Source organism: Phenylobacterium sp. (assembly GCF_030698145.1).
In the GTDB taxonomy this organism is placed as follows: Bacteria; Pseudomonadota; Alphaproteobacteria; order Caulobacterales; family Caulobacteraceae; genus Phenylobacterium.
In genome coordinates, this window is the sequence record NZ_JAUYNW010000029.1 from 37,744 (window position 1) to 56,992 (window position 19,249).

Annotated in this window: 26 protein-coding genes; 12 read left to right on the top strand and 14 right to left on the bottom strand. The window is 69.2% G+C overall.

Annotated features, from left to right (window positions below; genetic code table 11):
• Positions 1–47: 47 nt before the first annotated feature.
• The 3 genes from Q8Q77_RS03750 to Q8Q77_RS03760 are packed head-to-tail and all read right to left on the bottom strand — an operon-like array spanning position 48 to position 2,576.
• A complete protein-coding gene (locus tag Q8Q77_RS03750; protein WP_305581308.1) occupies positions 48–1,772 on the bottom strand; it encodes a sensor histidine kinase in 1,725 nt (574 codons plus the stop codon).
• A 10-nt stretch (positions 1,773–1,782) separates the two neighbouring features.
• A complete protein-coding gene (locus Q8Q77_RS03755; RefSeq protein ID WP_305581310.1) occupies positions 1,783–2,388 on the bottom strand; it encodes a sigma-70 family RNA polymerase sigma factor in 606 nt (201 codons plus the stop codon).
• Positions 2,388–2,576: a NepR family anti-sigma factor gene (locus tag Q8Q77_RS03760; protein ID WP_371130399.1), complete on the bottom strand. Its 189-nt coding sequence runs from the start codon at positions 2,574–2,576 to the stop codon at positions 2,388–2,390. Before Q8Q77_RS03760 ends, Q8Q77_RS03755 begins: the two co-directional genes overlap by 1 nt.
• Before the next feature lie 220 nt (positions 2,577–2,796).
• Between Q8Q77_RS03760 and Q8Q77_RS03765 the strand changes: the two genes are divergently transcribed.
• Positions 2,797–3,597, top strand: coding sequence for a response regulator (locus Q8Q77_RS03765; RefSeq protein ID WP_305581314.1), 801 nt, complete (start codon positions 2,797–2,799; stop codon positions 3,595–3,597).
• A gap of 162 nt (positions 3,598–3,759) precedes the next feature.
• Positions 3,760–3,933 (top strand): DUF1328 domain-containing protein, encoded by a 174-nt coding sequence (locus tag Q8Q77_RS03770; protein WP_305581316.1) that lies wholly within the window; start codon positions 3,760–3,762, stop codon positions 3,931–3,933.
• 69 nt (positions 3,934–4,002) lie between these two features.
• Here the strand turns inward: Q8Q77_RS03770 and Q8Q77_RS03775 are convergent, their stop codons facing one another.
• Complete coding sequence (locus Q8Q77_RS03775; RefSeq protein WP_305581318.1) at positions 4,003–4,260, bottom strand: hypothetical protein; 258 nt, start codon at positions 4,258–4,260, stop codon at positions 4,003–4,005.
• 27 nt (positions 4,261–4,287) lie between these two features.
• Positions 4,288–4,494, bottom strand: a complete 207-nt coding sequence (locus Q8Q77_RS03780) for a hypothetical protein (RefSeq protein WP_305581320.1) — start codon at positions 4,492–4,494, stop codon at positions 4,288–4,290.
• A gap of 142 nt (positions 4,495–4,636) precedes the next feature.
• Here Q8Q77_RS03780 and Q8Q77_RS03785 point away from each other — a divergent pair, with 142 nt between their 5' ends.
• Complete coding sequence (locus Q8Q77_RS03785; RefSeq protein WP_305581322.1) at positions 4,637–4,951, top strand: hypothetical protein; 315 nt, start codon at positions 4,637–4,639, stop codon at positions 4,949–4,951.
• A gap of 189 nt (positions 4,952–5,140) precedes the next feature.
• On the opposite strand, the gene Q8Q77_RS03790 is transcribed toward Q8Q77_RS03785, so the two are convergent.
• Positions 5,141–5,590, bottom strand: coding sequence for an OmpA family protein (locus Q8Q77_RS03790; protein WP_305581324.1), 450 nt, complete (start codon positions 5,588–5,590; stop codon positions 5,141–5,143).
• An 83-nt stretch (positions 5,591–5,673) separates the two neighbouring features.
• Complete coding sequence (locus tag Q8Q77_RS03795; protein WP_305581326.1) at positions 5,674–6,030, bottom strand: YMGG-like glycine zipper-containing protein; 357 nt, start codon at positions 6,028–6,030, stop codon at positions 5,674–5,676.
• A gap of 159 nt (positions 6,031–6,189) precedes the next feature.
• On the opposite strand from Q8Q77_RS03795, the gene Q8Q77_RS03800 reads away from it, so the two are divergent.
• The gene (locus Q8Q77_RS03800) at positions 6,190–7,083 is read left to right on the top strand and encodes a diacylglycerol kinase family protein (RefSeq protein ID WP_305581328.1); all 894 of its coding nucleotides are present in this window, start codon (positions 6,190–6,192) and stop codon (positions 7,081–7,083) included.
• Positions 7,080–7,862 carry a metallophosphoesterase gene (locus tag Q8Q77_RS03805; protein ID WP_371130398.1) on the top strand — a complete coding sequence of 261 codons (783 nt, stop codon included), beginning with the start codon at positions 7,080–7,082 and terminating at the stop codon, positions 7,860–7,862. Before Q8Q77_RS03800 ends, Q8Q77_RS03805 begins: the two co-directional genes overlap by 4 nt.
• Before the next feature lie 51 nt (positions 7,863–7,913).
• On the opposite strand, the gene Q8Q77_RS03810 is transcribed toward Q8Q77_RS03805, so the two are convergent.
• The 4 genes from Q8Q77_RS03810 to Q8Q77_RS03825 form a co-directional block, all read right to left on the bottom strand.
• The gene (locus tag Q8Q77_RS03810; RefSeq protein WP_305581330.1) at positions 7,914–8,087 is read right to left on the bottom strand and encodes a DUF1328 domain-containing protein; all 174 of its coding nucleotides are present in this window, start codon (positions 8,085–8,087) and stop codon (positions 7,914–7,916) included.
• 15 nt (positions 8,088–8,102) lie between these two features.
• Entirely contained in the window at positions 8,103–8,786 is a 684-nt protein-coding gene (locus Q8Q77_RS03815; RefSeq protein ID WP_305581332.1) for a superoxide dismutase, read from the bottom strand.
• Positions 8,787–8,856: 70 nt separating this feature from the next.
• Positions 8,857–9,249 carry a hypothetical protein gene (locus Q8Q77_RS03820; protein WP_305581334.1) on the bottom strand — a complete coding sequence of 131 codons (393 nt, stop codon included), beginning with the start codon at positions 9,247–9,249 and terminating at the stop codon, positions 8,857–8,859.
• On the bottom strand, positions 9,246–9,569 hold the full coding sequence (locus Q8Q77_RS03825) for a hypothetical protein (RefSeq protein WP_305581336.1): 324 nt from the start codon (positions 9,567–9,569) through the stop codon (positions 9,246–9,248). The genes Q8Q77_RS03820 and Q8Q77_RS03825 overlap by 4 nt, the downstream gene beginning before the upstream one ends.
• Positions 9,570–9,754: 185 nt before the next feature.
• Between Q8Q77_RS03825 and Q8Q77_RS03830 the strand changes: the two genes are divergently transcribed.
• The 4 genes from Q8Q77_RS03830 (at position 9,755) to Q8Q77_RS03845 (ending at position 14,994) form a co-directional block, all read left to right on the top strand.
• Positions 9,755–11,170: an HWE histidine kinase domain-containing protein gene (locus Q8Q77_RS03830; RefSeq protein WP_305581338.1), complete on the top strand. Its 1,416-nt coding sequence runs from the start codon at positions 9,755–9,757 to the stop codon at positions 11,168–11,170.
• Positions 11,171–11,327: 157 nt separating this feature from the next.
• Positions 11,328–12,440: a sensor histidine kinase gene (locus Q8Q77_RS03835; RefSeq protein ID WP_305581340.1), complete on the top strand. Its 1,113-nt coding sequence runs from the start codon at positions 11,328–11,330 to the stop codon at positions 12,438–12,440.
• A gap of 24 nt (positions 12,441–12,464) precedes the next feature.
• On the top strand, positions 12,465–12,911 hold the full coding sequence (locus tag Q8Q77_RS03840; protein ID WP_305581342.1) for a response regulator: 447 nt from the start codon (positions 12,465–12,467) through the stop codon (positions 12,909–12,911).
• 154 nt (positions 12,912–13,065) lie between these two features.
• Positions 13,066–14,994, top strand: coding sequence for a PAS domain-containing sensor histidine kinase (locus Q8Q77_RS03845; protein ID WP_305581344.1), 1,929 nt, complete (start codon positions 13,066–13,068; stop codon positions 14,992–14,994).
• Here Q8Q77_RS03845 and Q8Q77_RS03850 read toward each other — a convergent pair.
• Positions 14,991–15,788 carry an alpha/beta fold hydrolase gene (locus tag Q8Q77_RS03850; protein WP_305581346.1) on the bottom strand — a complete coding sequence of 266 codons (798 nt, stop codon included), beginning with the start codon at positions 15,786–15,788 and terminating at the stop codon, positions 14,991–14,993. The two genes, Q8Q77_RS03845 and Q8Q77_RS03850, sit on opposite strands and share 4 nt — an antisense overlap.
• Positions 15,789–16,238, bottom strand: coding sequence for a MarR family winged helix-turn-helix transcriptional regulator (locus Q8Q77_RS03855; protein WP_305581348.1), 450 nt, complete (start codon positions 16,236–16,238; stop codon positions 15,789–15,791). It lies immediately after the preceding gene.
• 101 nt (positions 16,239–16,339) lie between these two features.
• Here Q8Q77_RS03855 and Q8Q77_RS03860 point away from each other — a divergent pair, with 101 nt between their 5' ends.
• Complete coding sequence (locus tag Q8Q77_RS03860) at positions 16,340–17,311, top strand: aldo/keto reductase (protein WP_305581350.1); 972 nt, start codon at positions 16,340–16,342, stop codon at positions 17,309–17,311.
• Positions 17,308–18,156: an SDR family NAD(P)-dependent oxidoreductase gene (locus tag Q8Q77_RS03865; protein WP_305581352.1), complete on the top strand. Its 849-nt coding sequence runs from the start codon at positions 17,308–17,310 to the stop codon at positions 18,154–18,156. The genes Q8Q77_RS03860 and Q8Q77_RS03865 overlap by 4 nt, the downstream gene beginning before the upstream one ends.
• 184 nt (positions 18,157–18,340) lie before the next feature.
• On the opposite strand, the gene Q8Q77_RS03870 is transcribed toward Q8Q77_RS03865, so the two are convergent.
• Entirely contained in the window at positions 18,341–18,973 is a 633-nt protein-coding gene (locus tag Q8Q77_RS03870) for a COQ9 family protein (RefSeq protein WP_305581354.1), read from the bottom strand.
• A 141-nt stretch (positions 18,974–19,114) separates the two neighbouring features.
• Here Q8Q77_RS03870 and rpsU point away from each other — a divergent pair.
• On the top strand, positions 19,115–19,249 hold a 135-nt coding region (gene rpsU / locus Q8Q77_RS03875), incomplete at its 3' end, for a 30S ribosomal protein S21 (RefSeq protein WP_305581362.1).

The following is a 19,249-nucleotide window of genomic DNA, read 5'->3' on the forward strand; positions in this document are numbered from 1 at the left end:
GGGTATCTCCCCGGGGAGTGGTTGGAAAACTCGCGGGACCGTAACGGCTAAGCCGCCGCCTGGTTCCCGTCGCTCGGAACCGACCTCGCCTGCGGCTCGGCGATGGGCGTGGGAAAAATCAGCCGCGCGGTGATCCCGCCCTTGTCGTTGCGGACCAGTTCGGAACGCCCGCGAAGTTGGCGGCCGAAGGCGGTCATAAGGGTGCGTCCCACGCCCGAGGAGACCAGGGCGTCGTCCGGCGCCGAACCGTCGTCGGCGATCTCGAGCTCCGCCTCCTCGCCATGGACGCGGAAATTGACGCTGAGCGTCCCGCCGCGGCCGGCGAAGGCGTGCTTCTGGGCGTTGGTGATGGCCTCGACGGCGAACAGCGCCAGGGGCGCCAGGCGGTCGGGGTCGATCACCAGGGCGTCGACGTGGATCTCGGTGCGGATATGCGACCCGCGGATGGCGTCGGCGGCGACGAGTTGGGCGGTCAGTTCCTCCAGGAAGCTACGCAGGTCGACCCGCTTGAGGTCGGGGCCCTGATAGAGGGCGCGGTAGATCAGGGCCAGCGCGGTGATCCGCTGGCGGGTGTCGGACATGGCCGCTCGGGCCGCCGGATCGGCCAGGGCCCGCTGCTGCATGTTCAGCAGGGAGGAGATGACCTGCAGGTTGTTCTTCACCCGGTGATGGATCTCGCGCATCAGCGCGTCCTTCTGGGCCAGGCTGTCGCGCAGGGAGGCGTCGCGTCCGACGATGGCGTCGGCCATGTCCTCCAGCGTCTCCGCCAAGTCGCGGATCTCGGGTGGCATCTGCTCGGCCTGGATCGGCCGCACGCTGAGCCGGCCGCGGGCGTAGAGGGCGGCGATCCGCTGCAGATAGGCGATCCAGCGGGTCACCACCCGCTCGGTCACCACCGACACGGCCACCAGGGCCAGGATGAAGGTCAGGATCGGGAAGGCGACGCCGGTGAGCGGGTTCAGCGTCGCCCACGAGAAGATGCCGCCCGACCGCGCCGACAGGATCACATAGAGCTCGTCGCCCACCAGCGGCGCGGCCGAATAGACCCGGCGTTCGCCGCGCAGGTCGTCGGCGTACCAGACCAGGGATCCGCGCTCGGTGGCCTTTGCGCGCCAGTCTCGGGGCAGGTTGGGGAAGGCTTCCTTGTCGGTGGCGTTGATGAAGCGCCCGGCGCCGTCGGCCAGGGCCACCTCGGCCTGTTCGGGCAAGGAGCGGTCGGCGGTGCGCGGCGCCAGGCTCTCCAGGGAGATCACCGCCACGAAGGCGCCGTCGAAACCGACCCTCGGATCCCGCGCCGGCACCGCGGCCAGCAGGGCTGGGACGCGGGCGTATTCGGCGCCCGGGTCGCGGGTGATGACCAGGTTGTCGCCCGCCGCGGTCCGCGTGAACCAGGCCCTCCTGGCGCGCAGGGGATCGGCCGGGACGTCGTTGGCGGCGCAGGCCACCCGTCCGCGCCGGTCGAACCGGATGAGGTTGGAATAGCCTGGAATGCGCTGCGTCACCTCAGCCAGGCGTTGGGCGCAGTTGAGGCCGACTGAGCCCGGCGCCAGGGTCTGCAGCAGGATGTCGGCGGCTTCCATCCGCGCACGCGCCGTGGCCGCGCTGCGTTCCGCCGAGGCGGCCAACTCATCGCGCAGTTCGATCGCGTCGTTACGGAAGGCGATCGCCGCCTGGATCACGCCGAGGATCAGCACCGGCAACAGGGCCGCGGCGAGGGCCGCCGTCAACCTGACCCTGATCGTCGACAGCGAACCCCATGGCGAGACGTGCATCGTCCTCTTTCTAGCGAACGGTGCTGAGACGCTCCGCGTCCGCTAGGATGGATCGCATGGCGTCGCCAGCCTTCCCGCCGTCGCGCTCATAAGAGCCGTCGTCGAGGATGACGTGCAAGGCCTTACGTGCGCGGCTGACGCGGCTCTTCACCGTGCCTACGGCGCAGCCGCAGATCTCGGCGGCCTCCTCGTAGGCGAAGCCGCCCGCGCCGACCAGGATCAGCGCCTCGCGCTGCTCGGCCGGAAGCTGCGCCAGGCTCAACCGCAGTTCGTCCAGGGCCACGGGGGCCTCGGGATCGTCCACCGCCACCAGGGTCCGTTCCGCGGCCTCCTGGTCGAGCTGGGTTTGGCGCCAGGAGCGGCGTTTCTCGGAATAGAACTGGTTGCGCAGGATCATGAAGGTCCAGGCCTTCATGTTGGTGCCCATCTGGAAGCTCGCGCGGGCGTCCCACGCCTTCATCATGGCGTCTTGCGCCAAGTCGTCGGCCCCGGCGGGTTCTCCGGCCAGGGTGCGGGCGAACGCGCGAAGGTGTGGGATGAGCTTCACCAGCTCGCGCTTGAACGCTTCGTCGTCCGCGGCCGTGCGCGGCGGACGGTCAGTCCTGTCCTGCGTCATCAACCCTTCTCCGCGGCCGTCTTGTCCGCCTTGCGGAGAATCTCGAGGAACTCGTCGGGGACCGGCTCGCTCACCACTTCGTCGAACATCTGACGAAGGCGCACGCCGATCGCCTGCTGGCGCAGGCGGGCTTCGTCCAGAGCGGCCGACGCCTTGCGGCGTTCCTCTGTGGGTCGTTGTTCTATCATGTTGTCGGCGCCCGGCTTTCGCAGGACCCGCCCCCTCGATGCATCCTCGTCGCCGCTCAACGTCTCATTCCGTGCCGGGTTCCATGGGTGGAACCCTAAGATGCAGAAAACGAAGCTCGGAGGGAACCGGTTCCCCAAGGCTACGTTAAAGGGCCTATGATGGGCCTCGGGGCGACAACCCCGTAGGTTCGCATGGGTATCTCCACGGGAGGGGTAAGTTTTGAGTCTGCTAGCCCGATTGGCGCCGCATCTGCCCTATGTACGCCGCTATGCGCGGGCGCTCACGGGCGATCAGACCACCGGCGACCACTATGTCCGCGTCGCGCTCGAGGCCTTGGCCGCCGGAGAACGCGTCCTCGAAACCAACCTCACGCCGCGCGTGGCGCTCTATCACGTCTTCCACGCCATATGGCTGTCGACGGGCGCTCAGCTCGAGAGCCCCGCCGAGCCCAATGAAGGGCCCAACGACGACGCCAGCCGCCGCCTGATGCGGATCGCGCCGCGCTCCCGCCAGGCCTTCCTGCTCACCGCCCTCGAAGGCTTCACCCCGTCGGAGGCCGCCCAGATCCTGGGCGCCGACTTCAGCGAGGTTGAGCGGCTGATCGGCGAGGCCCAGTCCGAGATCGACGCGGAACTGGCCACCGAGGTGCTGATCATCGAGGACGAGCCGGTCATCGCCGCCGACATCGAGGCTCTGGTGACCGAATTGGGGCACACCGTGGTCGACATCGCCGCCACTCGCACCGAGGCCGTGGACGCCATCAACCGCCGCACGCCCGGTCTGGTGCTGGCTGACATCCAGCTCGCCGACGGCTCGTCGGGTATCGACGCCGTGAAGGACATCCTGGCCCGTTTCGACGTGCCGGTGATCTTCATCACCGCCTTCCCGGAACGCCTGCTGACCGGGGAGCGGCCCGAGCCGACCTTCCTGATCACCAAGCCGTTCCAGCCAGAAACGGTGAAGGCGGCCATCGGCCAGGCCCTGTTCTTCCACCCGCGGAACTCGCGCAAGGCCGCCTAGACAATTTTTCGACGAAGTGGCCGCCGGTTTGTCGAAGAAAATGGTCTGAATACAAAGGCTCTCGGGTCGGCTCCGACCCGGGAACGTAGGCCGCCAGAAGGCGTTCACCTGATCTCGCCGCGCCCCGCCGGGGCGCGGCGTTTTCATTTCAGGAGTTCCCACATGCTGGGTTGGTCGTTGGCCTTCGCCGTTCTCGCCATCGTGGCAGGCTTCCTGGGGTTCATAGGCCTGGCGGGCCTCGCCGCCACCGTGGCCAAGGTGCTGTTCGTGGTGTTCCTGGCCCTGTTGATCGCCAGCTTCGTCATGCGCGCGGTGCGGGGCCAATCGGTCCTCTAGCCTCCGCCGCCGAACCCACGAAAGAACGGCCGCCCGCCGGGGCGACCGTTTCCATGTCTGGATAATGGATCAGCGGCCCGGCGTCGGGGTGGTCTGCAAGGCCGCGGGCTCGCCCATGTCGAAGGCCTTGGCGTCGGCGGGCTGGCGCGCGTTGTGCGGCGCGGTCGAGGCCAGGTCGTCGGCCCGCCAGCTCCAGGCGCCGAACAGGGCCAGGGCGGCCAGGGCGGTGGAGACCGCGAGCACCCAGAACATGTGGCGGCCAAGCTGCCCCTGCCGCGCGCGGGTCGCGCCCAGGGCGTTGCGCGAAAGTCGGGAAATAGTCGCCATGGCGTAGGGTCCTCGGAGGAAAAGGCTCTAGGGCAGGTAGCTGAACGGTCCGGGCGGAACCGGGCGTTCGGCGTCGTCGCGGACGCTCGACATCTGGCCAAGCACGGCGCCCGCCAAAGCCACGCTCAGCACCACCGCCAGCGCCGTCCACCGCCGCCGCGCCATGCGCTGCCGGCGAGAGGGGGTGGAGAAGAGAACCAGTCCGCCGTGCGGCGCCTCATATCCGCGCATCATGATCGTCGCGCCCCTGTCCCACGGGCGTGCCGCCCGCATTCTCTTAACGTGCCGACGGGCTTGAGTGTTCCCAGCGCGACAGTGCGGAAGGTGCGGCGTCGGAGACGTTCGCTTTCCGGCGGAAAGGCCCCATCTTAGGGCCATGAAAGTGCTCAAGCCCCTGCTCTTCGCCCTCGTCCTGCTGTCGCCGCCGCTTGGCGCCCACGCGCTCGCGCCCAAGCTTGAAGGCAAGGCTGTGATTGGTCAGGGAGGCGTGCTGCTGGGCCATGTGGAGCGCGTGGTGCTGGCGGCCAGCGGCGCCCCGGCCCAGGTGCTGGTGCGGCCCAAGGGGCTGCGCGCGGCCGGTCCTCGCAGCCTGTCGGTCAAGGCCCTGAAGGAGGACGGCGACGCGCTGATCGCGCCAATCAGCAAGGCCGAATTCGACGCCATGCCGGCCGTTGAACTTCCGGCGAAATAGGTTGGAAATAAACTCGCCTATGCCGGGAACATTCAATCGGGAGCCGGGTTTATCTGCTGCGGAGGCGGCGACGCCCCCCCCGACTTGAGGCCGGCGACCATGCCGGTCTGCCGTCTCCGCACCCCCTTTTTCTCGATGATGCACACTCAAGGCGGATCGGTGATCCGCCCTTTTTCTTTGCGTGTGCCGTCAGCGAGGGGCGCTGAGCTCCACCGTCACATCGGTCCTGCGGCGCAGGGGTTGGGCGTCGCCGGTCCGGGTCACGGCCCCGCTCTGGCCGGCCGCCCGCAGATCGAACTCGGCGGTCGGCAGTCCGTTGGCGCTCAAGGCTTCGCTGACCGAGGTCGCGCGGCGCTTGGAGAGCTCCAGATTGGCCGCCGGCGCCCCGGCCGCATCGGCCAGGCCCATCACCAGCACCCGGTCGATCCGGCAGCTCTTGGCCTGGCTGGAGGCCTGCGCGATCACCGCGCGACCCTCGGCGGTCACCTGGGCGCTGTCGGGTTCGAAATAGACTTGGACGGTGACGTCCTCGCACGGGGCGGGCGCGGTGACGATGCGGTCGCGACCGCTCCGCATGGCGCATCCGGCGGTTGCAAGTCCCGCAACCAGGGTGATCGCCAAGATCGGCTGCAGCTTCATCCTACGCCCTTGTTGAGCCAGAAATGGGAAAGGGCGGCCAGCATAGCCGACCGCCCTTCCGATGCCAGTCTCGCGACGTCCGCTCAGCGCGGGCTGCCGTTTTCCCAGTAGTAGCGGCCGGTGCCGGAGTCGTAGTAGTAATAGCGCCCGGCGCGCTCGTCATAGTACTGGCGCTTGTTCGGCGCATTGGCGCCACAGCCGCCGTCCTCGCGACAGCCCTTCACCGCGCCGGCCGTACCGCCGATGGCGGCCCCGACCAGGGCCCCGGTCCCCGCGTCGCCGTCGCCCACATTGTTGCCGATCACCGCGCCGGCCAGCGCGCCCAGGGCGGCCCCGCCCGCGGCGTTGCGTTCGACGTTACCGGTGGAGGTGCAGGCCGCGGCCAGCAGGCCCGCGCCGGCGATCGCGATCAACGGCTTGAAAGATCCGAGCTTGAGCATTCTTGGCTCTCCTTGAGCTTATCCCTCGTGGCGCAACGCGTCGGCGGTCCCCACGGTTCCGGAGACGGCCGGAACCGGCGGCAGGCGCCGCCGTTTCGGACATGGCGCGTGATCTGCGCCATAAGGGCGCCGAACCGGCGAGTGGGCGAAGGACTGACAGTGGCGGCGAGGCCGAAGATTACCAAGGTCGAGGTGGTGGTGAACATCGCTTCGGGGGGCGTCGATGCCGGAGCGCCCGATGAAATCGCGGCCCTGCTGTCAGAATGGGGCGTCCAGGCGAATGTCTGCGCGCCCGAGGGCGCCGATCTGACGCGATGCCTGCGCGACGCCATCGACGCCGCGCCGGACGCTGTCCTGGTGCTGGCGGGCGACGGCACGGCACGGGCCGCGGCCGAGCTGGCCGGACCCGACGGGCCGCTGATCGCCCCGCTGCCGGGCGGGACCATGAACATGCTGCCGCACGCCGTCTACGGGGTGACGCCCTGGCAGGACGCTCTGAAGACCATTCTCGAAGATGGCCGCGAACAGGTCATCGGCGGCGGCGAGATCGAGGGGCGGACCTTCCTGGTGGCCGCGATCCTGGGCTCGCCGGCCCTATGGGCGCCCGCCCGCGAAGCGGTGCGCGACGGGCGGCTCAGACTGGCCTTCGCCCACGCCCAGCGGGCTTGGAGCCGCGCCTTCTCCGGCCGGCTACGCTACGCCCTGGACGGCGGTCCGCGCGGCAAGGCCGAGGCGCTGACCTTCCTCTGCCCGCTGGCCTCCAAGGCCATGTCCAGCGACGAGCAGGCGTTGGAGGCCGCGGCCATCGATCCGCGGAACTTCGTCGATGTAGCCCGCATGGGCTTTGCCTCGCTTGTCGACGACTGGCGCAACGACCCGGCGGTCGAGGTGCGCTCCTGCCGCTCGGCCGGCGTCTGGGCGGCAGGGCGTATTCCCGCGGTTCTGGACGGCGAGCCCGCCCGGCTGGCGGCCACCGCGCGGGTGACCTGGCGGCCCAAGGTGGCGCGCATCCTGGCGCCGCCGCCGGAGGCGGTCCAGGAGACCCGCCCATGATCCGGATCGCCCATCTGTCGGACATCCATTTCGGCGGCGAGAACGCCGCCGCGGTGACCGGCGCCGCGGAGATGCTGCGCGAGGGCGGCTTCGACCTGACCATCGTCTCCGGCGATCTGACCCAGTTCGGCGAAATCGCCGAGTTCGAGGCCGCGGCGGCCTGGCTCAAGACCTTGCCCGGTCCTCTGCTGGTGACCCCGGGCAACCACGACGCACCCTATATCGCCTGGGTCGAGCGGTTCTTCTCGCCCTTCGGCCGGTTCGCGCGGCTGATCGGCCCGGCGGAGGGTCAGATCCACGTGGGCAAGGGCTTCGTGGTGCGCGGGGTCAACACCGCTCGCGGGGTCCAGCCCCGGGCCAACTGGTCAAAGGGCCAGATCTCCGGCCGCCAGACCCGCGCGGCCCGCGACTGGCTGTGCGCGGCCCCCGGCGATCAGCTGAAGATCCTGGTCTGCCACCATCCGCTCACCGAGATGATCGGCGGTCCCATGACCGCGCGGGTCTGGGGCGGCGAGGCGGCGGCCAAGGCGTTCTCCGAGTGCCGTGTCGATCTCGTCCTGTCGGGACATATCCACGCGCCGTTCGCGTGGCCCTATCCGTTCGGCGACGGCAAGACCTACGCCGCCGGGGCCGGAACCCTGTCGGTGCGCGAACGCGGCGTGCCTGCGGGCTTCAACATCGTGGAGGCCGACGGTCGCTCGGTCCGCGTCATCGCCCAGGCCTGGGTAGGCTCGCACTTCGAGACCACCCGCACCTGGTCGCTCGACCGCAGACAATAGAACGCCCGCCTTCCGAGGAAGGCGGGCGCTGATAGTGACGTCTTCAGGCGCCTATAACGCGCCGCGCCCTCGCACCATGTGCATGACGAGGGAAACTACGAACAGCACCAGGAAGACAAAGAACATAATCTTCGCGATACCCATCGCCGCGCCTGCAATGGAGGTGAAGCCTAGAAGACCGGCGATCAGAGCGACCACCAGGAAAGTCAAAGCCCAACCGAGCATAGTCGTTCCTCCGAATTAGCGTCCCAGATTCGAACGCTTTTCGGCCGCTCCCGTTCCCGAAGACGCGATCGGCGCCGGATGTTTCCAGTTCTCGCCCTCGCCACGTGCGGCCGCATACTGACTGGCGGCGAAGGTCCAGTTGGGCAGGGCGTTGAACCAGGCCTCCAGGAAGGCCTCGCGGTCGTTCGTGTGGTCGAGATAATAGGCGTGTTCCCACAGGTCGCAGACCAACAGCGGGGTCAGCCCCTGGTGGGTCAGCAGGTCGTGGCCGTCATGGGTGTCGACGACCTTGAGGGTTTCGCCCTCGGCGGCCAGCCAGACCCAACCCGAGCCGAAATGCGCGGCGCCTGCCTCGACGAACCTGGTCTTCAACTCGGCCAGCCCGCCGAAGTCGCGGTTGATCGCTTCGGCCAGCGCGCCGGAGGGCGTCTGGGCTTTCGCGGTCATGCAGGTCCAGAAGAAGGTGTGGTTCCAGAGCTGGGCGGCGTTGTTGAACAGCTTGCTGGCGTCGGGATCGCCCGCGGCCGCGCGGACCAAGTCCTCCAGACTCGCGGGACTCGCGCCCTGCTTGGCCAGCAACTCGTTGGTGGTGTCGACGTACTTCTGGTGATGCTTCTCGTGATGCAGGTGCATGGTCGCCCGGCCGATCACCGGCTCCAAGGCGGCGTGGTCGTAGGGCAGGGGCGGAAGCTCGAACATGGGGTCATCCCGGGGAGGCGCGGGCGGGCCCGCTGTCCCCGGGGGAACCCCTCGCGGGGCGATTGGTTCGCTATTTCTTCGAGGCGCGGCCGGCCATGACCGCAGAGACGACGGCGGCTGTGATCTTGGGGTTCTTCAGCGCCACGGCGGCGGCGGCGGCCACTACCCCAGCGGCCACCCAAGGCTTATCGCGGGCCAGTTCGAACACCCGCGAGGTCAGGTCCTTGTCCTGGCCCGCGACGTGGAGTTTCTTAGGGGGATTGGCGCGGATCAGCATGATCGCGGCCAACAGCCCCATCAGGAGGGCCGCCGCGCTGGCTACGACCACGGCGGCCCAGGCCGGGCCCAGGGCGGGAACGACAGCGGCGTGCAGGGCCATGGCCAGGGCGACCACGCAAACGACCGCCGCCGCGGCGAGCGCGGCGACGGCGACGGCGAAATAGACCGCCTTCTTCAGGATCAACGGCGACGGCCGCTGGCCAGCAGCAGACCGATCAGCAAGCCGGCTCCGAGCGCTGCGCCGGCGGCGACCAGCGGACGTTCCTTCACGCGCTCGACGACGTAGCGCTGGGCTTCGTCGATCTGTTGGCCGGCGTTGTCGGCATAGGTGCGCGACTGCGCGCGAACCTGTTCAAGGCCCTCGGCGACGACCTTCTCGAAGCGCTTGGCGGCGTCGTTGAAGCTGCGCTGGGCCTCGGCGCTCAGCTTGGCGGCGGACTCGGTGACCGAGTGGGTCGCGTTGCGTGCTTCGTCAGTGGCGTGATCGATGGCGTTCGTGCCCATGATGGGTGCTCTCCAGATGTTCGGCAGGCCTCAAGCAAGCGCGCCCGGGCGTCACAGCCCAAACGCCACACATATTAGGCGGTTCCGCCTTGCGGCGGAAGTCGCTTGGCGGCTTCGCCGCAAAAGGCCGACTGCAACCCTTGGTTCCTGTCGCTTCCAATCGAACCCGGCTCTAAGGTGGCCTTATGGCGAAGCCCGCCTCTGAACCGAACCTCGACAGGGAACGCCTGGAGCTGGCGCTGCAATCGGCGCGCCTGGGCGAGTACGAGTGGGACATGGTCGACGACATCTTCCGCGTCAGCGCGCGGATGTCGGCGATCACCGGCCTGCCGCAGGGCGACATGCCCGCCGCGAAGGGCGACGCGCTCTATCGCGGCGTGCATCCCGAGGATCGCGACAACACCCGCAAGATCATGGAAGGCTCCATGCGGGCGACCGGCCGGTTCGAGGCCGAGTACCGCCGGATCCGCGAGGATGACGGCCGCACCGTCTGGATGCGCTCGTCGGGCCTGCTGGTGCGCGACGCGCAAGGCGCGCCGATCCGGGTCTGCGGCGTGGTGCAGGACGTCGGCGACCATCACATGGAGGAGGACCGCCGCCGCACCTTGATGGCCGAGCTGGATCACAGGGTGAAGAACGTGCTGGCCACCGTCCAAGCTCTGGCCTTCCAGACCGCCAAGCGCACCACCTCCCTCGACAGCTTCCTGGCCACCTTCGCCGGGCGGCTGAAGGCCATGGGCTCGGCCAATGAGCTGCTGACCGCCGCCCGCTGGCGCGGCGCGGCCATCGCCCACCTGGCCGCGGCCGAGCTGGGCGGCCTGGCGCCGGGCCAGACTCGTTGGGAAGGGCCCGAGCTCTTCCTGACCCCGCGTGCGGCCAACGCCCTGTCCCTGGCGCTGCACGAACTGGCCACCAACGCGGTGAAATTCGGGGCGCTTTCGACGGAAACCGGCCGCGTCGACCTACGCTGGAGCCGGATCGCCGACGGTGGGTTCGAGCTGTTCTGGACCGAGAGCGGCGGACCGTCCGTCGAGCGTCCGGCCCGCCAGGGCTTCGGCGCCACCCTGCTGGCCCAGGTGACCGGCCGCGAACTGAATGGCGAGACCGAGGTCGAGTATCGTCGCGCCGGGGTCCGCGTACGGCTTCGGGCCAGCGCCGCGGCGGTGGTCGAACGCCCTGAGACGGTGCCCGAGGCCCCGACCCAGCAGCCCATCGAGACGATCGCCGCCGCCAGCGGCCCCACCGACCTGCGCGGTTCGCGGGTGCTGATCGTCGAGGACGCCGTACTGCTGGCCCTGGAGCTTGAGACCGGCCTCTCGGACGCCGGCGCCGAGGTGATCGGGCCGGCCTATGAGCTGTCGGAGGCCATGGCCCTGCTGGACCAGCAGATCGACGCCGCCGTGCTCGACGCCAATCTCAACGGCCTGTCCGTGACGCCGGTGGCTGAGGCCCTGGCCGCCCGCGGCATCCCGTTCGTCTTCGCCACGGGCTATGGCGACTCCGCTGGCGCGCCGCTGGGCTTCGACGCCCCGATCATCCGCAAGCCCTACGACGTCACCCAGGTGGCGGCGGCCGTGGCCGCGGTGCTACGGGCGGGCTAGCCGGACGCGTTTCGAGTTTCCCGTGTGCGGAATGCAACGCATCACTCGCAGTTGTGTTATACCTGTGGCTCCGTCTGCTTAGGCGACCAAGTACCTCGACAGTCTATCTGGGTACGGCTTTCGCTTCGCGAGCCTCCAGTTCCTTGAAGGGCCAGCCGTGGCTGCCCAGACACCCCCTTATCCGGAAGGAGCCGCCCGCAGCCTGGCCATGGCCATGGTCGAGGCGTCGCCAGGGCCCCTGCTGCTGCTGGACGGCGATCTGAACATCGTCGCCGCAAGCGCTTCATTCTGCGACGCCTTCGAGACCGACGCGGCCACGGCGCCAGGTCGTCCGTTGGCCAGCCTTGGCTCCGGCGAGTGGAACGCCCCGCAGCTTCGGTCATTGCTCGATACGACCGCGTCGGGCGTCGCCAAGATCGAGGCCTATGAGATGGACCTTGAGCGGCCGGGGCGCGACACCCGTCGTCTGATCGTTCACGCCCAGCGGCTGGTCTACCTAGACCTCGATAATCTCCGGCTGCTGATGGCCGTGTCCGACGTGACCGACGCCCGCGCCGGTGAGAAAGAAAAGGATGACGCCCTTCGCCAGAACCTGGTCCTGCTACGAGAGGTCCGGCATCGGGTCGCCAACAGCCTGCAGATCATCGCCAGCGTGCTCCTGCAGAACGCCAAGAAGACCCGGTCGGTCGAGACCCGAGGCCACCTGCGGGACGCCCACAACCGGGTGATGTCGGTGGCGGCCCTGGAGCGGCAGCTCGCCGGATCGGGTGAGGGCCAGGTTGAGCTGCGCGCCTATTTCACCAGCCTTTGCGACAGCATCGGCGCCTCGATGATCGGGGATCACGACCAGCTCACCCTGACCGTCACCGGCGGGGGCGGGGTCGTGGACTCCAAGGTGTCCGTCAGCCTGGGCCTGATCGTGACCGAGCTGGTGATCAACGCCTTGAAGCACGCCTTTCCTGAGGGCCGGAGCGGCAAGATCCAGGTGCACTGCGAATTTCACGGGCCCAACTGGGTCCTGTCGGTCTCCGACGACGGCGTGGGCATGCCCGCCGATCCCGCGCAGCTTCAGCCGGGGCTGGGCACCAGCATCGTCCAGGCCCTGGCCAAGCAGCTCGGCGCGGTCGTCGAGATCTCCCCGGAGCACCCCGGAACCCGCGTCGCCATAACCCACACCCAGATCGCCCTGGTCAGCGGCGACCCCGATGATGTCGCCGACGAAGCCGACATCGTGCGCCCCGCGGCCGGGATCGCGGGCGCCGCCATTTGAACGAGGGAGACCCGCATCGAAACGGTGAAGCGTCTGGGCATTACCCTGCTGATCGTCGAGGACGAGGTCCTCCCGGCGATGGCGCTCAGGGATGAGCTGGAAGACGCCGGCTACGAGGTCATGGACCTGACCGAGCGTCACCAGGAGGCCCTGGCGGCCGCCCGGGCGCGCAAGCCCGACCTCGCCCTGGTCAACATCGAGCTCCAGGGGCATGACGACGGCATCGAACTGGCGCGGGAGCTGAAGGCCATGGGCGTCCCCGTCCTGTTCATCAGCGGCCAGGTCAGCCGGGCGAGGTCGGCCCAGACCGTCGCTATCGGGTCGCTGCCGAAACCCTACAGCGCCATGGATATGGTCAAGGCGGTCGACTACCTGCTGCGCCACCTGGTGGGCGACGAGTCGGTTCTTCCGCCCCAGGGGCTGGAAGTGTTCGACGAGACCGTGCCGGGGTTGGAGCCCGACCCGGTTTAGGGCCTTCAGGAACTTGGCCATCGCTGGTCCGTTCTTGCAGGCGGGACCTGCGGGTGGCGATTTCCGCCGTTCGAACCATCCGCTAGGTCGTCTGTGTCGCCGAGCCTAAGAGTCGATCCGCGAAGACTCAGGCGCGCCCGCCAGGGATGGATGGATGGACGACTCTTCGGGGGGCAAGGCCGCTTTGATCGACGACGACGGGCGTTATCGCCTGCTCGTGGAGTCGATCACGGACTATGCCGTCTACATGCTCGATCCGAGCGGCGTGGTGATCAGCTGGAACCCCGGCGCGCAGCGCTTCAAGGGCTACACCGCCGCCGAGATCGTTGGCCACAATTTCTCCAGGTTCTACACGGAGTCCGATCGCGCGGCGGGGATCCCTCAGCATGGCCTGGCGACGGCCGCCGCCGAGGGCCGCTTCGAGACCGAGGGCTGGCGCGTCCGCAAGGATGGCGGCCGCTTCTGGGCCCACGTGGTGATCGACCCGATCCGGTCCCACACCGGCGAGATCCTGGGGTTTGCGAAGATCACCCGCGACCTCACCGAGCGCCGGGCGTCGGAGGAGGCCTTGCGGCGGAGCGAGGAACAGTTTCGGCTGCTGGCCCAGGGTGTGACGGACTACGCCATCTACATGCTGGATCCGCAGGGACGGGTCACCAACTGGAACCTCGGCGCCGAGCGCATCAAGGGCTATTCGGCCGACGAGATCGTCGGCCAGCACTTCTCGCGCTTCTACACCGACGAGGATCGCGCCGCGGGCCTGCCGGAGCGCGGGCTCGCCGTCGCCGCCAGGGAGGGTCGCTCCGAGACGGAAGGCTGGCGCATCCGCAAGGACGGTGGCCGCTTCTGGGCCAATGTGGTCATCGATGCGATCCGGGGTCCGGATGGGGCGATCATCGGTTTCGCCAAGGTCACCCGCGACGTCACCGAGCGGCGGGCGGTCGCCCAGGCGCTGGAGGAGGCCCGGGAAGCCCTCTTCCAGTCCCAGAAGCTCGATGCCATCGGACAGCTCACCGGCGGCGTGGCCCACGATTTCAACAACCTGCTGATGGCGATCCTCGGCAGCCTCGAGCTCGTCATGAAGCGTATCCCGGTTCACCCCAGGACCACGCCGCTGATCGAGAACGCCATCCACGCGGCCCAGCGCGGCGCCACGCTCACCCGGCGCATGCTCGCCTTCGCCCGGCGGCAGGAACTGCGGCGCGAAGCGGTCGACGTGCACAACCTGGTGGGCGGCCTAGTCGGTCTCGTCGAGCGATCCATCGGGCCGACCGTAAAGGTCGAGGTGCGGCTCGCGACGGGTCTTCCGCCCGTCGAGACCGAAGCCAACCAACTGGAGTCGGCGCTGCTCAACCTCGCGGTCAACGCCCGCGACGCCATGCCCGACGGGGGCGTCCTCACGATCTGGGCGGAGATGGCCGACCATCCGGGCGGCGATAACCTGCCTGAGGGTCCCTACGTCCGGATCGGCGTCACCGACACCGGCGAAGGCATGGACGAGGAGACCCTGGGGCGCGCCGTCGACCCGTTCTTCACCACCAAGGGCGTGGGCAAGGGCACCGGCCTTGGCCTTTCGATGGTCCATGGCCTGGCCGAGCAATCGAGAGGTCGGCTCAAGCTGGCCAGCCGCAAGGGCGATGGGTCCACCATCGAGCTTTGGCTGCCGGTCGCCACAGGTCCGGTGATCCAGGCGCCGATCGCCGCCGACCTGCCGGTAGACCCGGACGCGGCGCCTCTGGTCATCCTGGCGGTGGATGACGACGAACTGGTGCTGCTGAATACGGGGGCGATGCTGGAGGACCTGGGGCACGCCGTGTTCGCCGCGCGGTCGGGCCAGGAGGCCCTGGCGGTGCTCCGGCGCGGCAAGCGCGTGGATCTGGTCATCTCCGACCACGCCATGCCTAACATGACCGGCGTGCAACTGGCGGAAGCGATCAGGGCCGAGTGGCCGGACGTGCCGCTGATCCTCGCCAGCGGCTACGCCGAGCTGCCGGCCGGCTCTGAGCCCGCTGTCATCCAGCTCGCCAAGCCCTTCGGTCAGGCCGAACTCGCCCACGCGATCGCCCAGCTCGCCCGGTCCTAGGCCTTCAGGAACTCCACCATGGCCGGGACCGCGGCGCGATCCTGCAGCATGAACAGGTGGCCGCCCTCGAAGAAGCGCAGGGCGGCGTTCGGGATGCGGGCGGCCATCTTCTCCTGGGTTTCCGGCAGGGCCACGCCGTCGTAGCGGCCCGCCGCGATCAGGGTCGGGGCTGCGATGCCGCCAAGCCGGTCCCAGGTGTCGTGGTCCTTGCGGGCCTCGAGCTGGCGGTGCGCGCCCTGCTTGCGGCCGGGCTCCCCCGCGAAGGGATCGGCCGAGCCCAGGGCCACGAGCTGGGCGTAGGTGTCGGGATGGGCGGCGGCCCAGGCGGCGTCGCGGCGGGTGTCTGAGATCGGGATCAGGTGCTTGGCGCGGGCCTCGCCGGTCAGGTGCTCGATCTCGTGGAACGGGTAGGAGGCGCCGCCCGCCCCGCCGGGCGAGGTGCAGGCCAGGACCAGCCGGTCGATCCGCGCCGGGTGCCGCAGGGCCAGCTCCTGGGCCACCATGCCGCCGAACGAGACGCCCACCACGTGGGCCCGGTCCCAGCCGAGATGAGCCATCAGGCCCGCGGCGTCGTCGGCGTAGTCGGCCATGCTGTAGCGCCGGTCGGGCTTGTCGGACTGTCCCAGGCCCCGCTGGTCGTAGGAGACCAGGTCGAACGCCTTGGCGAACGGGCCGTCGAACTGGTTGGGCTTGTTGCGCAGGTCGCCGCCGGTGCCGGAGATGAACAGCAGCGGCGGGCCGTCGCCTAGGTGTTCAAAATAGATATCAAGTCCGTTCACATGGACTGTCGGCATTCAGTCGTCCCCCTGGGCCACAGCCGCCATCAGCCGCACCAGGTGGGCGCGGTCCTCCGCCGTCAGCCGCGCCAGCATGCTGCGCGAGTTCTCCATCTGGCCGGCCCTCAGACGCTGCGCCAGGGCCAGGCCGTCGGGGGTCAGATCCACCCGCATCACCCGCCGGTCGCTGGTCCGCCGCCGCCGCGCCACCAGGCCGCGCTTCTCCAGGCGGTCGAGGGCCGAGGAGACGGTGGAGTCCGGCGCGTCCAGGGCCTGGGCCAGCCCCCGCACCGTCCAGTCGCAGGCCTCGGCCAGCATGGAGAGCAGGCCGACATCGTTGACGTGCAGGTCGGCATAGGCGCTGCCGGCCAGCAGTCCGGGCTCCAGCTTGAACTGGCGCATCAGGGCGCCGACGGCGGCCGTGAGGGCCTGGGCCTGGGCGTCATCGACGGGAGGACTGCGAGTCATCGGGGTCGAGCCTATCCGCCGCGAAAGCGGCTGTCGCCTTGACAGGAATTCCGAAAAGCGGATATTCCGATCATCGGAATATACCTCCGGAGGATCGCCCCGTGAAGACCTCGCCGCTCGGCTCGTTGGGAAATGTCAGCCGCCTGACCCTGGGCGGGGGCGGCATCGGTCAGGCCTGGGGCCCCACCGACCGCGAGGAGGCCGTCGCCACCCTCCGCGCGGCCGTCGAGGCCGGCATCGACCTGATCGACACTGCGCCCATGTACTTCAACTGCGAGGCCGTGGTCGGCGCGACGTTCGAGGGCGCGCCGCCGGCCCATCTGAAGTTCACCACCAAGTGCGCCCTGGGCTCCCCGCCGCCGGGCGAGACGGCCGCCCGGCTGGAGGCCTCGCTGGACGCGACCCTCGCGGCCATGCGCCTGAAGCGGATCGACGTCTTCTTCCTGCACTCCAGCATCGCGCCGGACGACTACGCCTACGCCCATGGCGACGCGCGGCGCGACGAGTTCTCCACCCGCTGGTCGACCTATGCCGACGAGGTGGTCCCGGCCTTCGAGCGGCTGGTCGCCCAGGGTCGGGTCGGCGCCTGGGGGATCACCGGCATCGGCGTGCCGCAATCGGTGCTGGCGGCCCTGGCGCACGATCCCAAGCCCGCTGTGGCCCAGGTCATCACCAACCTGCTGGATTCGGCCGGCGGCATCCGCCGCTTCGCCGAACCCGCCCAGCCCCGGACCATCCTGGCCGCCGCCAAGGCGCGCGGCGTGGGGGTCATGGGCATCCGCGCCGTCCAGGCCGGGGCCCTGACGCAAGCTCTTGACCGGGCGGTGTCGCCCAACAATCCCGACGCCAAGGACTATGAGCGCGCCGCGCCGTACCGAGCCCTGTGCCAGGCCTGGGGCGAGGATCCGGCGGTGGTCGCCCATCGCTACGCCTTGGGCATGCCAGGCGTCGACACCCTGGTGCTGGGGGTGAAGAACCGGGACGAACTCAGCCAGGCCCTGGCGGCGGAGGCGGCCGGACCGCTCGGCGCCGACCAGCTCGCCCAGATCGAACAGCTAGGATTGCGGACATGAAAAGCGTCGTCGTCACGGGCGTCTCCACCGGCATCGGCTGGGGGGTCACCAAGGTCCTGACCGGACAGGGCTTCCGGGTGTTCGGCAGCGTGCGCAAACAGGCCGACGCCGACCGGCTGCGCCAGGAGTTCGGCGAGCGCTATGTCCCGCTGATCTTCGACGTCACCGACGAGGCCGCGGTTCGAGCCTCCGTGGCCACGGTCGCCGAGGCGCTCGGTGGAGAGACCCTGGCCGGGGTGGTCAACAACGCGGGCATGGCGGTGGCCGGGCCGTTGATGAACGTGCCGATCGCCGAGTTCCGGCATCAGATCGAGGTCAACCTGATCGGGGTCGTCACCGTGACCCAGGCCTTCGGGCCGCTGCTGGCGCCCGGCGATGGTCGGACGGGCAAGCCGGGCCGGATCGTCAATATCAGCTCGGTGGGCGGACGCACGGCGACACCGTTCGTAGGCCCCTACAACGCCTCGAAGTTCGCCGTGGAGGGCCTGTCCCTCGCCCTGCGGCGGGAACTCCTGCTGCTCGGGGTCGACGTCATCGTCATCGCACCCGGCGCCGTAGCCACCCCGATCTGGGGCAAGGCCAAGGAGGAGGACATCCTCCCCTATCGCGACACCCCGTTCTATCCGGCCCTGCAGAAGGTCCACGCCTATATGAACGGGCTTGGGGCGAGCGGCCTGGCGCCAGAGGTGATCGGCGAGGCCGTGGCCAAGGCGCTCACCCTGGCCAAACCCAAGCCGCGCTACACCGTCACGCCCGATCCGTTCCGCAACTTCCTGGGCGAGGTCATGCCCACGCGGATGTTCGACAGGATGATCGGCGGGCGGCTCGGATTGCTGCCGAAGTAGGCGCGGCGGGGACTGGACGCTGACCTACCCCACCCACGCTCGTCATCCTCGACCGCGCCCAGCGCGTGTCGGGGATCCATAGGCGCCAAGCTCACAGATAAATCCGCTGACTCGGAGATCATGGATGGCCGGGACTTACGCCCGGCCATGACGAGCAGAAGTAGGAGTGACCCGCGAAAGGCGCCTAGCCGTAGCGGAGCTTGGCTAGCGCCCCGGCCAGGTCCTTCAGCAGGTCGCCGGTCTTCAGCCCCGCCTTCCAGGTCTCGAAGGCCATGACGTTCTCGATGCGGGCGTCGACGAAGGCCATGGCCTCGTCCCGCCCGCCCGACAGGCGGATGGCCAGCGCCGAGGCCAGGATGCCGGCCAGGATCGCGCGCTTGGAATAGTGGTTCTCGTCGGTGGCGGTGTCGCCGGCCCAGCGCCACAGCTTGTCGGCGCTGTCCCACAGCAGCCGCGTGGCCAGGGGCAGGTGCAGGGGCAGGGCCAGGTATCCCGCCCACCGTCGCACGGCGGCCTCGTCCCTCGCCGCGGCGTCCAGCCGCGCCTCCACGGCGGCGCGGATCCTGGCGCGGATCTTCAAGCCGGCGGGATCGGGCAGGGCGGCCAGGGCCAGGGAATCATGGCGGCGCGCCAGCAGGGCGGCGAGATCGGCGGGCCCGTGGGGCAGCAGGAGTTCGGTCTCCGCCCCCGACAATCCGCAGGCCTGACCCGCGGCGCGCACGGTCGGCCAGGTGAAGCCCTGGGTGACGACGCGGGAGAGCGCCGCGTCCAGAACCTGTTGCTCGGTGATTTCGGCCCAGCCGTCTTGGTTCGCCATGCCCCATTTTAGCGAGCCTTTTTGCGCCTGTCCGCCGTGGACATCGCGACGGGCTTCTGCTATCTGCCCGCCCTCAACTCGAAGGCTCATCGCCATCGGGTAAAAAAGCTTTTGTCCGTTCGCCGCCGCCTGACACCAGGATTGGCCGAGCGGGAACGGGTAATAGGAGAGAGACCTCTGGTTCAGATTTTCGTTCGCGACAACAACGTCGATCAGGCCCTCAAGGCGCTGAAGAAGAAGATGCAGCGCGAGGGCTCGTTCCGCGAGATGAAGCGG